This window comes from Mesorhizobium sp. WSM4815, assembly GCF_055811575.1.
Genome location: NZ_JBVVQS010000084.1, coordinates 41,433 through 54,795 on the forward strand (window position 1 = coordinate 41,433; position 13,363 = coordinate 54,795).

A 13,363-nucleotide genomic window follows, 5' to 3' on the forward strand; every position below is an offset into this window, starting at 1 on the left:
AGCGACTGTGCTGCAGAGGCTGGTGGGATTTGACTGTCATTCTAGCTCGACCCAAGGGAAGGCAGAACCGCCGCGGCCGGCACGGACTGCAAGTATCGCGACAAGGCGTCTACCTGCCTGGTCGCCGACATCGAGACGAGACTGAACCGCGGCGCGTAGGCGCCGGCACGCAATGCGTACCGCTCGCGACGCCGAATGCGGTCCCAATTGGCAGTCCGCGTCAGGAACTCATGCGTCAACAGCGGTTGCATCTCATCGCCTATGAGTTGGTAGAGGAAATAAAACAGGTTCAGCGTGCCGGCCTCATAGCTCGGCCTCGTTTCCACCGGCAGTCCGGAAATCCTCTCCTGCAGCGCAAGCATCCAATCGGCGGCACGGCGGACCGTGTCCATTGAGGCAGCATCACCGATGTCGCGGAGGTCCCGCGCGTTTGGCGCGAGGCCTTCCCGCTCAAGGGTTTCGGCCACGATCTTCAAATGCGTCCTTCGCATCTCCCGCTTGTGCCGGTTCGTCACGCTGTCGCCATGGATGCGATAGGCGATCAGGTTTTCGGGAATCATAGCCGCCGGGTAACGGTCGGTAAGCCGTCTGAAGAGATCGAAATCTTCGGCATGGGTATATCTCTCGTCGTAATATAGATCGCCGTCCTTTATGGCGTTCCTATTAAAAACTACTGTAGGATGCATGAATATCGTGAAGAACATTGACAATATGCCCAGGATATTTTCCTGAAGAGCTGGATCAGGCTGGCCTTTGACGATGCGGTTGCCAAGCAGGAAATCGACACCTGCGCCGCACAGGGCGAGGTCGGGCCGCCGGTTGAAGAGTGCGACCTGACGCGATAGGCGCCAGGGATAGGCGATATCGTCGGCGTCCATCCTGGCGACCAGATCACCGCGAGCCACCGCCAGCCCCTCATTCAGGGTTGCGATGAGGCCCCGGTTTTCGCGTGAGACGATGGAGATGCGGTTGTCAGATTTGCGGAAATTCTGCAGGATCTGCAGGGAATTATCCGTCGATCCGTCATCGGTCGCGATGATCTCCAGGCGATCGTAATCCTGCCGCAGGATGCTGGCGAGCGCGGCTGCCAGATAAGGTCCGGCATTATAGATCGGCAGCAGAACGGACACCAAGGGAGCAGCCATGGTCAGCTCCGATCCGTTCGCGGGAGGTCGCGTGCCAGGGATGCTTTGCGGCCATCGAGCGGGCCACTGAAATAAGCTCCTGTTGTCCTTCCAAGCCACCCTGCGTCATTCGATTTGACACCTGTCAGGATGACGGCGCCAGTTCCTGGAGCAACATAGGGGAAGTAGTGCTTGAGGCTGTTGAGCGGCTTTTCGAAAAGCAGCCATGAGACCGAAGCCACAATGATGGTCGCCGCTCCCGCAACCAGGAATCGCCCCGGCCCTTGCTCAGAGACGTTGAGCGGGATCCAGGGCTGGGACATGACCACGAGCGACAGGACGATGGGATGGTAGAGATAAACCCCGTAGCTGATGCGGCCGAGCGCCAGCAGCGGTGGCAGGTTGAGAAACTTCCCCCGATAACCGTCAATGCCGGAGGAACAGCTCGCAACGACCACGACCAGCGGCACGAGAGGCAGGACTTCCAAGAGCAGCCAGCGGCCCCATTCCTGCACGGAATTTGCCGGCGTCGGAGCAAACCACTGCAGGACGAAAAAGGCGGCCGCGAGCGCCGGCCAGCCAAATCGCAGCCACTGAGGCAAGACAGCGGTTCTGGTTCGGTAGACTGCAAGCAGCGCACCTGACGCCAGCGCGTCCATCGATGCTGGCGGAAGCAGGTCGCGCGCGAGGTCAGGACTTCCGGTGATCGGCCAATAAAAGCGATACGACAACGACAGCAGGATGACGCCGATACAGATCGACTGAAGACGCCGGAGCGGCGCCAGCAAAACGATCAATGGCCAGACGATATAGAACTGCTCCTCAATGCTCAGGCTCCAAAGATGGGCGAGGACCCAAGGCGTCCATTCGTTGCGCAGGGCGAACCAGAAATTCGACAGATAAAGCGCATGCCAGACCAGCGATCCCCTCGACTGCTCCAGGTCGACCAGCCAAACGAAAGCCAACACGGCAAAGTAGGGAGGGAATATACGCAGCGCCCGCCTGATGTAGAAGGATTTGAGTGCGGGTGCGGTTTCGAATTCAGCGGCCGCGCGCGCGTCCAGAAGAAGCCGCGTGATCAGAAAGCCACTCAGCACGAAGAACAGTCGCACGCCGATGTGGCCCCAGAAGGAGGACCCTCCCGCCGCAAAGAAATGCGAATACATCACCATCGTCACGGCGATGGCCCTCAGCGCGTCCAATTGCGTGTCGCGTCTCATCGGCGGCTTCCGCCAGTTGGATGTCTCCGATGACATCGTTGCCGCGGGTCGCCGCAGATCACTCTGCGGACAGCGGCGCCTGCGCAATGCGGCTGATCGTTTTCGCTCAAAGCGCTGCGTCTCGCGCGGGCTGCGGAGGTTCGGGCGGAGCGACGAAATGGCTCTGCGCCATCCCCCGCCAATGGGTCCACCAGATTGCAGATTGCCTCAACACCACGCTTCTCCAATCCTCCAGGGAGAATTGCCAAGGAGAGTCTTTTCACGCCATCGAATGCCCCGGGCGACGATAGGAAAAAAATGCTGCGCCGCAACACAAAATGTTAACGTGGCTGAAATAGTCGCGTGAGGCGCGGCTTGCGAAATGCGCGAGAACCGCCTGAATTTGCCTATTCTGGCAGTTTTGCGTCCGAATCTCGGACTTATCCACACCTCGTATTGGCGCGAGCGCGCTGCGCTGCAGCATGACCGATCGCTAATCAAGAAAGAAATCGGGCCCACAGACCTGACCTAACAGAGCGCAAAGCTCCTGTCGTTGCCGATGGGGTCTCGTGGTTGGGGGTCAAAGCCGGCATAGTTTATGTCCACTTTCGACCCCCTGCGTCCTCTCTCCGCTACGCCGGTTGCAACTCCCTGCGCGGCAGCCGCGGGAAGGCGATCGCCACCGCCACCGCGCCGAGCCCGACAAGGGCCGAGCCGATGAACAGCCAGGAATAGCTGGCATAGGCATCGAACACCATGCCGCCGGCGAGCGGGCCGAAGGCCATGCCGATGCTGGACAGCATGGTGACGGCACCAAACACCGTGCCGAGGATGCGCTGGCCGAAATATTCGCGCGCCAGCACCGCATAGAGCGGCATCACGCCGCCATAGGTGGCGCCGAAGATGACGGCGAGCGTGTAGAATTGACCAAGCTCGCTGACCGCAAGATAGGCTGCGATGACCACGGACTGTATCGCCAGACCGGTAATCAGCACCGGCTTGACCCCCAGCCGGTCGGCAAGCACGCCGTATAGAAGCCTGCCGCCTAAGCCCGCCAGGCCCTCGATGCTGTAGATGCTGACCGCCGCCATCGGCGCTATGCCGCACAGCATGGCATAGCTGACCATGTGAAAGATCGGTCCGGAATGCGCCGCGCAGCAGGCAAAGAAGGTCAGTGCCAAAACGATAAATTGCGGCGAGCGCAGCGCCTGTGGAACCGACATGCCGGTATCGTTGGCGGCAATATCGGCGGCGGCGTCTTCAGCGGCAGGCTTGGGCGGCTGGCGCACCAGCAAGGCGGCCGGCACCAGCAGCGCCCATGCCGCGACGCCGATGACGAACATGGCGGTGCGCCAGTCATAGGCCGTGATCAGCCATTGCGCGAAGGGCGAGATCGTCATCGGCGCCACGCCCATGCCCGCCGAGACCAGGGAAACGGCCAAGCTGCGATTGGTGTCGAACCAAGCGGCGGTCAGCGCGATCATCGGCGCGAAGAAGGCGCTTGCTGCGAGGCCGACGAGCACGCCATAGGTGATCTGGAAGACAAGCAGCGAGCCGGTGCGGCTGGCCAGCACCAGCGCCAGCCCGAGCAGCAACGCACCTGTCATCACCACGATGCGGGCGCCGTAGCGATCGTAAATGGCGCCCCAGGCGAAGCCGCCGAGGCCCATTACCAGGAAGTTCAGCGTCATAGCGCTCGATATGCCGGCGCGCGACCAATCTGTGTCGAGCGCCATCGGTTCGAGGAAGATCGCCAGCGAGAACATCGCCCCGAGGGCGACACAGGTCATCACAGCACCTGCCGCGACGATGACCCAACGATAGGAAAGGCTCATGTTTTTCTCCCGAGATCGTTTGGACACGGCGCGACTTCTTTCAAGCTTCGTCACACCGCTTGCGTCCGAAGGACGACGGCGACATTTCGAATCCTACAATCCGGTTGCATCTTTTATCCAGTCAGGAAATCGCGCCATTCAATTGCTCCAGTGCATTGACCGTGCACCGTCCTGAGCTAGATTTCCAACCTGGCGATCAGGAGCTGTCAGGCATGGAACTTCATCGCGGCCGTCTCATCGACCACGTCCAGCTGGTGGTCAGGGATCTCAAGGCCAGCCGCCGCTTCTACGAGGCGGTTTTCAAGGTGCTCGATATTCCGATCGGCGGCAGCGCCGAGGATTATTTCTGGGCCGACGAGCTGTTCGTCTCCAGCATCGACAGCCGGGCGGCCAGCGGGCAACTGACGGGGCGCCACCACCTTGCCTTCCAGGCAAAGGACCGGGCGATGGTCGACGCCTTCTACAAGGCCGGCCTCGATGGCGGCGGCACGGACAATGGCGCACCCGGCGAGCGGCAGCACTACCATCCCGGCTACTATGCCGCCTTCCTGCTCGATCCCGACGGCAACAACATCGAGGCCGTCTTTCACGGGCCAGCCAACCGCAGCGCCGCTTCGGTGGAGATTACGTTTTAGCTCGATGACAGGTATTCTCGTTACGTCGCGCCGCGCCAACGCTTAATATTCAACTTCAACGCAGCGACGCTCAAAGGCTACCGCATGGCCATCGACGAAGCGCCGCTGTCTTTGCCACGGAGCTCCCGCCCTATCGCGTCAGCGCCGCCATCCGGCCCGCCAGGAACTCGACGAACAGCCGGGCGCGGACCGGTAGCTGTCGCCCATACGCATGGACGATGTGCACCGGCATAGTCGGCATCGCCACCTCGGGCAGAATGCGGACCAGACGGCCGGTGTCGAGATCGTCCTGCACTGCAAACTGCATCAGATGCGCGATGCCGGCTCCGGCCAGCGCCGCTTGCCGGATGGCGCCGCCGTCGTCCGTATCGAGCCGCCCGTTCGGCACGATCACCGCGCCGTCGGTGAAGGTGACCGGATAAGGCCGCCCGGCCATCTGATAGCGGACGGAGTCGTGGCTCTGCAACGCCTCGACCGATGCCGGCCGGCCGCGCCGTTCGACATAGGCCGGCGAGGCCACCAGCACGATCGGCAGATTGGCGATTTTGCGCGCGATGAGCCCGGTGTCCGACAGCGTCCCCATGCGCACCGCTACATCATAACCTTCGCGGATCAGGTCGGCGTGACGGTCGGTGACGCTGAGCTCGAGTTTCAGTTCGCCGTGCTGCGCCAGGAATGCTTGTGCCCATGAGGCAATCAGGCCGCGCCCAAGTTCGACGGATGCCGTGACGCGCAGCAGGCCGCGTGCCGTATCGGCCATCTGGACGATGTCCTCGGCATCATCGAGCGCTCTCAGCAAAGGCGCGACTCGCTCGTAATAGGCGAGGCCTTCGCTGGTCAGTGCCAGCCGACGCGTCGAGCGCTGGATCAGCCGCACGCCCAGGCGCCGCTCGAGCCGCGCCACGCTCTTCGACACCGCCGACGGGCTGGAGCCGACCAGCCGGCTGGCGGCATGGAACGAGCCGGCATCGACCGTGCGCACGAAGGCGACGAGACCAGCGGTCTTTTCGAGGATGGTGGTCATTCAAGAATTCCAGGCACGAAAGAACCGATCGAGGTAATCCTAATACGCTATCCGATCACTATTAAATACCGCTCATCATCGACAAAGGAGAGATTTGATGAGCAAGCTGAAAGGTAAGGTCGCCATCGTCACCGGCGCCTCCAAGGGTATCGGTGCCGGCATCGCCAAGGGTCTTGCGGCGGCCGGTGCCGCGGTGGTCGTCAACTATGCATCGTCCCGGGAAGGTGCGGACCGCGTCGTTGCCGAGATCAAGGACGCAGGCGGCCGGGCCGTTGCCGTCCACGGCGACGTGTCGCAAGCGGCCCACGTGCGCCGCCTGTTCGAGGCCGCCAAATCGTCGTTCGGCGCGGTGGACATCCTGGTTAACAACGCCGGCGTCTTCGCATTCGAGCCGCTGGAAGCGGTGACTGAGGCCGAATTCCACCGTGAGTTCGACACCAATGTGCTGGGCACCATCCTGACCATCCGGGAAGCGGTGAACCATTTCGGCGCCGGAGGCGGCAGCGTCATCAACATAAGCTCGGTCGCCAGCCTCAACCCGCAGCCGAACTCACTGGTCTACGCCGCCACCAAGGGGGCAGTGGATTCGATCACGCTCTCCATGTCGAGAGAACTGGGCGCCCGCAACATCCGCGTCAACGCCATCGCGCCCGGCGGCGTCGACACCGAAGGCCTGCAGCGGATCGGCATCGTCGGCAGCGAGTTCGAGAAGCAGGTCATCGCCATGACCCCGCTCGGCCGCTTCGGCCAGCCCGACGACATTGCCCGCATCGCGGTGTTCCTCGCCTCCGACGAGGCGTCCTGGCTGACCGGCGAACGCATTACCGCCTCGGGGGGCTGGCGGTAGGCATCTGATCACACCGGCAAGAGGGCGTTCGGCTTGACATCGGCGATGGAGGCGAAGGTGTGCGTTTCGCGCACGCCGGGCAGTGGCAGGATGACCCGCTGCAGGAAATCCTTGAACACCGCCATATCGGCGATCCGCGCCTTCACCAGATAATCGAAACCGCCAACCACCATATGGCACTCCAGAACCTCCGGGGCCTTCGCCACGGCGTCGGCGAAACGGTCAAAGACATGCGGCGCCGTGTGGTCAAGCCGGACCTCGATGAACACCAGCGCTCCCCGGCCGACCTTGCGCGGATCGAGCACCGCCCTAACCGCGGTGATGAACCCGTCGCGGAACAGGCGCTTCACCCGCTGGCTGGCTCCGGTCGGCGACAGCCCGACACGCCCGGCAAGATCAAGCGTCGTCCGGCGCCCATCCTCCTGCAGCAGCCGGAGCAGGCTGCGGTCTATCTGGTCGAGGTCGTCCATTTGCACAATCCACTCTATCTCAGGGATTTGTGTGCTGATTTCACGCAGAGATGTCAAAATCAACGTATTTCATCACATAAAACCTCGCAATAGCCTGCGCTTCCCTCACCCACTCAAAGCAAACGTGGTGAGCCGATTTCGACAAACAAAAGGAGTGCAAGATGACCAAGGAAGCGTTCAGCCCAGCCGGCAGGAGTGCGGCGGAAATCAGCAAGGGAGCGACCGAGATCCTGGTGCTGAGCGAAGTCGACGTGATGGCGTGCATCGATCTCAGCCAGCTTCTCGATGTTCTGGAAGACGGCTTCAAGGCGCTGTCACAAGGCAAGGTCGTCAATCCACCCCGACCACAGCTCAACATCCCAGGGGCCGGCTACAGCCTCGCCATGCCGGCCTGGATGGAGGGCATGAACCTGACCGTCAAGATCGTCAACGTCTTCGAAGGCAATTTGGCCAAGAACCTGCCCAGCCACCTCGCCACCATCAGCCTGTTCGATCCGCTGTCCGGCCTGCCGGTCTGCATCATGGACGGCACCTTCATAACCGCGGTGCGAACCTCCGGCTCCGCCGTGCTGTCGGTGCGCGCGCTCGCGCGCCGGGACGCCAGGATAGCGACAGTGGTCGGCGCCGGCGTGCAGGCCAACCAGCACCTGCATCTGTTGCCGCTGGTGCGCGACTTTGCCGATATCCGGGTCGCTTCGAAGAGCTTCGACGATGCGGCAGCGCTTGCCCGGCTGCATCCGTCGGTGGTGGCGGTCGCCGACCTCGAGGCGGCAGTGCGCAGTTCCGACGTGGTGTGCCTGGCGACGCATTCCTACGAGCCGGTGATCGAGGCAGACTGGGTTCGGCCGGGCACGCACGTCTCGTCGGTCGGGGTGGCACCACCCGGCGGTGAAATGCCGATCGAGCTCATCGGCAAATCCAGTCTTTTTGTCGAGACCAGGGATGCGTTCGAACCGACCCCGGTCGGTTCTTGCGAGCTTGCCGGCTTCGACCCGGATTTCGGCACTGAGCTTGGCGCCATGCTGCTCGACCGCGCGCCGGGCCGTGTTTCGGATCAACAGATCACCACCTACAAGGCGATGGGCATTGCCATGGAAGACATGGTCGCCGCCGATCTCGCCTATCGTTGCGCCAAGCGTCTGCGCAAGGGAAAGCTCATCGTGCTGTAGGCGTGCCGCGAGCCAGGCGGGATCGACGTTGCTGACAATGGCGCTTTCGCGGAAGCGGCCGGGCTAAAGGGCGGTCCCTCAGGCCGGCACACGCTTCAGCGCCTGCGCCATGCAGTGGATGCCGCCGCCGGTCTTCGAGACCTCGCTCATGTCGACCGCCGCGACCTCGAAGCCGCGCGCCTTGAGCTGGCCGATCAGCGTCTGGCTCGAGGTCGGCGCGATCACCCTGTCCTTGCCCAGCGACATGAAATTGCAGCCGAGCGCCATCGTGTCCTGGAAAGGCACGTCGATGATCTCGTGGCCCTTGCCCTTCAGCCAGTCGACGATGCCGGGCTCCGTGCAGGCAAGGCAGACGGCGGTCAGCTTCTCGGCGATCGGCACCACCATCAGGTCGATATGGACATAATATTCGTCGATAAAGGCGATGCGGGTCTCCCAGCCCTCCTTGTCGAACCAGGCCTGGACCTGGCGCGCGCCCTCCTCCTGCGTGCGGGCGCCGCCGCAGCCGATCAGCACCACGCCGTCCTCGATGACGTTGAAGTCACCGCCTTCGAAGGTTCCTGCCGTGACCATGTCGTAGATCGGGATGCCGAGCCTCTCATAGGTGCGGATCGCCGCATAGTTCTCGCCGCGCCGCCACCAGTTGGCCATCGCGGTGATGATGACGCCGTACGGCGTCATGACGCTGGAATCGCGTGAATAGACCTGCATCGGCAGTTCCGGCGTCGGCTCGTGCCAGTGGATGTTGACGCCGAAATGCTCGTAAGCGGCGACCAGGTCCTTGTGCTGCGCCTGCGCGATCTGGACGTTGCACGGCGCCTCGCGCAGATGCTTGCGCGATAGCGAGCTGGTCGAGAGATGGCGCAGGAAATTCGGCGAGCCGAGCAGCACGTCGGTCAGGAAATCGGTCTCGTTGGCAAAGCCCCAGGCGGTCAATGGCTTGGTGCCGCCGGCCGGATTGCGGCGCTGCAGTGAAAACGGCTCTGCTACGATGCGGTCGTGAACGGTCATGGCATTCTCCTGGCTTCGAGTGATCACGCGGCTTGCGGGTTGCTTGGTATCCACCAGTCCCGTCCGCGCGGGGTGGTGACATATTCCGGCCAGCGGAAATGGATCGGCGGTTCGTAGTCGCAAAGCGGCGCCAGCCAAGTGCTGCCACCAATGCCGCCGCCGGTGCGGGCGACGAATTCGTCCATCGCCGCATCGCGGGCGGCCTTGTCTTCCAGCAGGCGAAGGGCTGCCAGCGCAATCGTCTTCGATGCGCAGGCAACCATCGGATCGATGGTGGCGGAAATGCCGCCCAGCGCATTCATCGCCCAGGACGGATACGCCTGGCCGTTTTGCGAACGCAGCGCCGGCCGGGCGACGTAGAACCGCGCCGTCGGCGTCTGCCACGACATGTCGGTGTAATCGTCGGAGGTTGAATTCAGCTGCGACGGCGGCAGGTCGCGGCGCAGCAACGCCTCCGCCTCCTCAGGCGCGATCAGCTGCTCCAACTCGGCGATGAACGGCTCATCGCTCGCCGCGCCGCCGGCATTGAGCTGGATTTCGCGGGCAATCGCCTTGGCCGTCTCGTCCCAGCGCGGCGGCCCGACCGTCGACAGCGCATCGTAGGCAATACCCGCCATGGCATGATTGGCGAGCCCTGGCCGCGACTTCGACACCCAGTGCCGCTCATGGCGGCAGCCGCTCATCTTGGCGGCGGCTTCGGCATTGCGGTCGAGCACGGCGGTGACCCGCTCGGCCATGGCAATCGTCGGCACGCGGATCATGTACTGGATCTCGGCCAGTCCGGCCGGCAGATTGTCGGCGGTCGCCTGCCCCGCGGTCAGGATCGCCTCGCTGATCGACCAGCCGCCCTGATGCGGCAGCATGGAATCGCGCAGCGCCTTGGACGCCATGTACATCATCATGAGCGCGTCGTTGGCGCCGGGCGCCCTGACCGCCGAATGCGCCTGCGGAATCGGCGCTCCATCGCTTGCGCGAGCCCAATTTTCGGGTTCGTCGCACACAAAGCGATAGATCATCGCATAGGCCGCGCCGCAATGTGTGTCCCAGCGCGCCGTGTTGCAGAGCGGCAGCATGTAAAAGGGATGGAAAGAGATCATGCCAGCAAGGCCATCGTAGTAGCCTTTTGCGGCATGGATCGGCTTCGACCCCCGCACCTTCTCCGCCGGCTCGCCGGTGAAGCGCAGCGTGCCCGATATGCCGTGGCGCTGCATCGCCGCCTTGGTCGCCAAAAGCCCGCCCAGGCTGGCAATGCCGAGGCCGGAATGCGGATCGGTATGGCCGCCGGCCTCAGCGCCTAGACCAGGACGCGGTCGCTTGACGGTCGCCGCGTCCTGGCAATTGCCCGGCACCGCGTCATACTCGGCATACATGCCGATCGTCGGCCCGGCGCCGTTGGTCCAGTGGGCGCAAAAGGCGGTCGGCATCCCGCCGGAGCCTTCCTCGACCGGAAAGCCCTCATGCTTCAGACGCTCGACATACCAGGCGGCCGACTGGTATTCGCGCCAGGCGGTCTCGCCGAAATCGAAGATCGTCCGCGTCCACGCCGACAGCGACCGCTGGATGTCGTCGAGACAGGCAAGCGCGGTTGCTTGGGCCGAGGTGGTCACCGGATCCTCCATCCGTCAAAGAAAGCAGTGAAGCGCCTCGCCAAAAAGTGATATGTTTTCCCGGCTCATGCAAATTCGGTTCACCTCTTGAGAATTCCCTCGACTCAGGCGCTGCGCGCCCTCGACAGTTTCGCCCGCCACGGCAGCGTCTGGCGCGCCGCCGACGAACTGCATCTGACCCGCAGCGCGGTCAGTCATCAATTGCGGCTGCTCGAACGCGATCTCGGCTTCGATCTGCTCGAGCGCATCGGCAAGGGCGTGGCGCTGACACCGCGCGGCCAGCGTTACGCCAGTGACGTGCGCAAGGCGCTGACGGTGCTCGGCGATGCGGTAACGCGCCATGCCGGCACCGGCGTCGGCGGCTCGTTCAGCGTCAGCTGCACGCCGGGCTTCGCCTCGCTGTTCCTGTGCACGCACATCGGCGAATTCCGGCAGATGTACCCCGATGTCGCGCTGCGCATCCTGACGCCGCGGCGGCTGGACGACGTCAGCAATGCCGACGCCGACGCCTTCATCGCCTTCGGCGTCGGCAACTGGCCGAACCGCGCGGTCGAGCTGTTGTGCGAGATCTCGTTCACGCCGCTGTGCAGCCCGACGCTGCTCAACAAGATCGGCGGCTTTTCCAGGCCGGCCGACGTGCTGCGCGCCAATCTCCTGCATCTCGGCGACACCGAGGACTGGGCGCGCTGGCTGGCGCTGTCGAAGGTCGAGAATCCCGACACCGAGGGCGGCATCTTCTTTTCCGACATGAACCTGGTTTTTTCGGCCGCCATCGCCGGCCAGGGCATCGCCATGGGCGACGAACTCACCAGCCGCCGGGCGCTGAGCGAAGGCCGGCTGGTGCGCCCCTTCGACATCGCAATCAGTTCGCCACGCTCGTATTTTCTCGTTTCCGAGCATGCCAAGGCGGCGCATCCGGTGCTGGAGGCGTTCGGGAGGTGGCTGAGGTCGAAACTGTCGGAGAATAGAATCCATCCGTATTGAGCGGGACGATGAAGCGCCAATCTCCCCCCTCGTGGGGGAGATGCCCGGCAGGGCAGAGGGGGCGCGAAGGAACGCTAGCTTTTCCAGCAACTCTGAAACCAGCGATGGACCGCTCCAAATAGTTGATAGGCTGGCGGGACAGCGCCCCCCTCTGTCCTGCCGGACATCTCCCCCACACGGGGGGAGATTGGCAGCTCGAGCGTCCCGCTCGCCTCTCCCATGTGAACAACAGATGAATCAAATTTGCCGATCAGGCGAAAACTATTCGGTTGCGGTGAGCCGCGGGCCTGCCTACGATTTCAATCACATTGAGGACAAGGCAGGATGCAGCAACCCGGCCGTGCCGCAGAGATCAAGGCAATCGGGATCGGCAAGAGCTTCGGCTCGTTCCGTGCACTGGACGATCTGACGCTCGATATCGGCCGCGGTGAGTTCCTGACCCTGCTCGGGCCGTCGGGTTCGGGCAAGACCACCTTCTTAATGATCCTTGCCGGTTTCGTGCAGCCGACCGACGGCCGCCTTTACAGCGACGGCGTCGATATCACCGAGCGGCCGGCCGAGCAGCGTGCCGCCGGCATGGTGTTCCAGGGCTATGCCCTGTTCCCGCATATGAGCGTCGAGGCCAACATCGCCTTCCCGCTCAAGGTGCGCAAGAAGTCGGCGGCCGAGATCAAGCGTCGCGTCGGTGAGATGGTCGAGCGCGTCGGGCTGAAGGGCCACGAGAAGAAACTGCCGTCGCAATTGTCCGGCGGCCAGCAGCAGCGCGTGGCGCTGGCCCGCGCACTGGTGTTCGAGCCGGGTGTGCTTTTGCTCGACGAGCCGTTCTCGGCGCTCGACAAGGGCCTGCGCGGCCAGATGCAGGCCGAGATGAAGCGGCTGCACCAGGAAACCGGCACCACCTTCGTCTTCGTCACCCATGACCAGAGCGAGGCGCTGGCGCTGTCGTCGCGCGTCGCCATCTTCAACCACGGCAAGTTGCTGCAGGTCGGGGCGCCTGACGAGGTCTACGACCGGCCGGCCAACCGCTTCGTCGCCGAGTTCCTCGGCGAGATCAACATGCTGCCGCTGAAGGGCGTTCGCAACGCCGACAACGGCGCCACCGGCCTGTGCGAAGACCGCACCATCACCCTGCGCGGCAATGCAAGCGCCGTCGGCAGCAACGCCATCCTGGCGATCCGGCCCGAATACATGTCGATCGCCCCCGAAGCGACAGCCGGCGAGAACGGCATCGCCGCGACTGCGGTCGCCTCGACCTATCTCGGCGCTGCGACGCGGCTCGATCTCACCACGCGCCAAGGTGCCAAGGTGACGGTCTCGGTGCCGAACGAGGTCGCCGCTTCGGCACTCAGCAAGGGCAATTCCGTATGGCTGACATGGCCTGCGGAAAAAGGTTTCCTCCTTCCGGCCGGAGGACAATGACGATCGGCGTGGCGAAGCTGAAATTCGCCAGGCTGGCTC

The 13,363-nt window shown here is 63.5% G+C and carries 12 protein-coding genes; 5 read left to right on the forward strand and 7 right to left on the reverse strand.

The window, feature by feature from the left end; translation table 11 throughout:
- Window positions 1-41 precede the first annotated feature (41 nt).
- The 3 genes from AC0L2B_RS08545 to AC0L2B_RS08555 form a co-directional block, all read right to left on the reverse strand.
- A complete protein-coding gene (locus tag AC0L2B_RS08545; RefSeq protein WP_473744933.1) occupies window positions 42-1,145 on the reverse strand; it encodes a glycosyltransferase family 2 protein in 1,104 nt (367 codons plus the stop codon).
- Window positions 1,146-1,147: 2 nt separating this feature from the next.
- Window positions 1,148-2,344: an acyltransferase family protein gene (locus tag AC0L2B_RS08550; RefSeq protein WP_473744934.1), complete on the reverse strand. Its 1,197-nt coding sequence runs from the start codon at window positions 2,342-2,344 to the stop codon at window positions 1,148-1,150.
- A gap of 611 nt (window positions 2,345-2,955) precedes the next feature.
- On the reverse strand, window positions 2,956-4,158 hold the full coding sequence (locus AC0L2B_RS08555; RefSeq protein ID WP_128173070.1) for an MFS transporter: 1,203 nt from the start codon (window positions 4,156-4,158) through the stop codon (window positions 2,956-2,958).
- Window positions 4,159-4,361: 203 nt separating this feature from the next.
- Between AC0L2B_RS08555 and AC0L2B_RS08560 the strand changes: the two genes are divergently transcribed.
- A complete protein-coding gene (locus tag AC0L2B_RS08560; RefSeq protein ID WP_128173130.1) occupies window positions 4,362-4,793 on the forward strand; it encodes a VOC family protein in 432 nt (143 codons plus the stop codon).
- A gap of 130 nt (window positions 4,794-4,923) precedes the next feature.
- Here the strand turns inward: AC0L2B_RS08560 and AC0L2B_RS08565 are convergent, their stop codons facing one another.
- Complete coding sequence (locus tag AC0L2B_RS08565) at window positions 4,924-5,817, reverse strand: LysR family transcriptional regulator (RefSeq protein ID WP_473744935.1); 894 nt, start codon at window positions 5,815-5,817, stop codon at window positions 4,924-4,926.
- Window positions 5,818-5,914: 97 nt separating this feature from the next.
- Between AC0L2B_RS08565 and AC0L2B_RS08570 the strand changes: the two genes are divergently transcribed.
- Complete coding sequence (locus AC0L2B_RS08570; protein ID WP_473494896.1) at window positions 5,915-6,664, forward strand: SDR family NAD(P)-dependent oxidoreductase; 750 nt, start codon at window positions 5,915-5,917, stop codon at window positions 6,662-6,664.
- A gap of 8 nt (window positions 6,665-6,672) precedes the next feature.
- On the opposite strand, the gene AC0L2B_RS08575 is transcribed toward AC0L2B_RS08570, so the two are convergent.
- Entirely contained in the window at window positions 6,673-7,134 is a 462-nt protein-coding gene (locus AC0L2B_RS08575) for an Lrp/AsnC family transcriptional regulator (protein ID WP_473744937.1), read from the reverse strand.
- Between the two features lie 161 nt (window positions 7,135-7,295).
- Between AC0L2B_RS08575 and AC0L2B_RS08580 the strand changes: the two genes are divergently transcribed.
- The gene (locus AC0L2B_RS08580; protein ID WP_473744939.1) at window positions 7,296-8,303 is read left to right on the forward strand and encodes an ornithine cyclodeaminase family protein; all 1,008 of its coding nucleotides are present in this window, start codon (window positions 7,296-7,298) and stop codon (window positions 8,301-8,303) included.
- Window positions 8,304-8,381: 78 nt separating this feature from the next.
- Here the strand turns inward: AC0L2B_RS08580 and AC0L2B_RS08585 are convergent, their stop codons facing one another.
- Together AC0L2B_RS08585 and AC0L2B_RS08590 are read right to left on the reverse strand one after the other, a co-directional pair.
- Window positions 8,382-9,314 (reverse strand): dimethylarginine dimethylaminohydrolase family protein, encoded by a 933-nt coding sequence (locus AC0L2B_RS08585; protein WP_473744941.1) that lies wholly within the window; start codon window positions 9,312-9,314, stop codon window positions 8,382-8,384.
- 23 nt (window positions 9,315-9,337) lie between these two features.
- Window positions 9,338-10,933: a zinc-binding metallopeptidase family protein gene (locus AC0L2B_RS08590; protein WP_473744942.1), complete on the reverse strand. Its 1,596-nt coding sequence runs from the start codon at window positions 10,931-10,933 to the stop codon at window positions 9,338-9,340.
- A gap of 75 nt (window positions 10,934-11,008) precedes the next feature.
- Here AC0L2B_RS08590 and AC0L2B_RS08595 point away from each other — a divergent pair, with 75 nt between their 5' ends.
- The gene (locus AC0L2B_RS08595) at window positions 11,009-11,905 is read left to right on the forward strand and encodes a LysR substrate-binding domain-containing protein (protein ID WP_473744944.1); all 897 of its coding nucleotides are present in this window, start codon (window positions 11,009-11,011) and stop codon (window positions 11,903-11,905) included.
- 324 nt (window positions 11,906-12,229) lie between these two features.
- Entirely contained in the window at window positions 12,230-13,324 is a 1,095-nt protein-coding gene (locus tag AC0L2B_RS08600; RefSeq protein WP_473744945.1) for an ABC transporter ATP-binding protein, read from the forward strand.
- Window positions 13,325-13,363 lie beyond the last annotated feature (39 nt).

What these genes read in the sequence shown, in the direction of transcription:
- AC0L2B_RS08545 (WP_473744933.1), bottom strand. Translation starts at nt 1,145, where the DNA reads ATGGCTGCTCCCTTGGTGTCCGTTCTGCTGCCGATCTATAATGCCGGA.
- AC0L2B_RS08550 (WP_473744934.1), bottom strand. Translation starts at nt 2,344, where the DNA reads ATGAGACGCGACACGCAATTGGACGCGCTGAGGGCCATCGCCGTGACG.
- AC0L2B_RS08555 (WP_128173070.1), bottom strand. Translation starts at nt 4,158, where the DNA reads ATGAGCCTTTCCTATCGTTGGGTCATCGTCGCGGCAGGTGCTGTGATG.
- AC0L2B_RS08565 (WP_473744935.1), bottom strand. Translation starts at nt 5,817, where the DNA reads ATGACCACCATCCTCGAAAAGACCGCTGGTCTCGTCGCCTTCGTGCGC.
- AC0L2B_RS08570 (WP_473494896.1), top strand. Translation starts at nt 5,915, where the DNA reads ATGAGCAAGCTGAAAGGTAAGGTCGCCATCGTCACCGGCGCCTCCAAG.
- AC0L2B_RS08575 (WP_473744937.1), bottom strand. Translation starts at nt 7,134, where the DNA reads ATGGACGACCTCGACCAGATAGACCGCAGCCTGCTCCGGCTGCTGCAG.
- AC0L2B_RS08580 (WP_473744939.1), top strand. Translation starts at nt 7,296, where the DNA reads ATGACCAAGGAAGCGTTCAGCCCAGCCGGCAGGAGTGCGGCGGAAATC.
- AC0L2B_RS08585 (WP_473744941.1), bottom strand. Translation starts at nt 9,314, where the DNA reads ATGACCGTTCACGACCGCATCGTAGCAGAGCCGTTTTCACTGCAGCGC.
- AC0L2B_RS08590 (WP_473744942.1), bottom strand. Translation starts at nt 10,933, where the DNA reads ATGGAGGATCCGGTGACCACCTCGGCCCAAGCAACCGCGCTTGCCTGT.
- AC0L2B_RS08600 (WP_473744945.1), top strand. Translation starts at nt 12,230, where the DNA reads ATGCAGCAACCCGGCCGTGCCGCAGAGATCAAGGCAATCGGGATCGGC.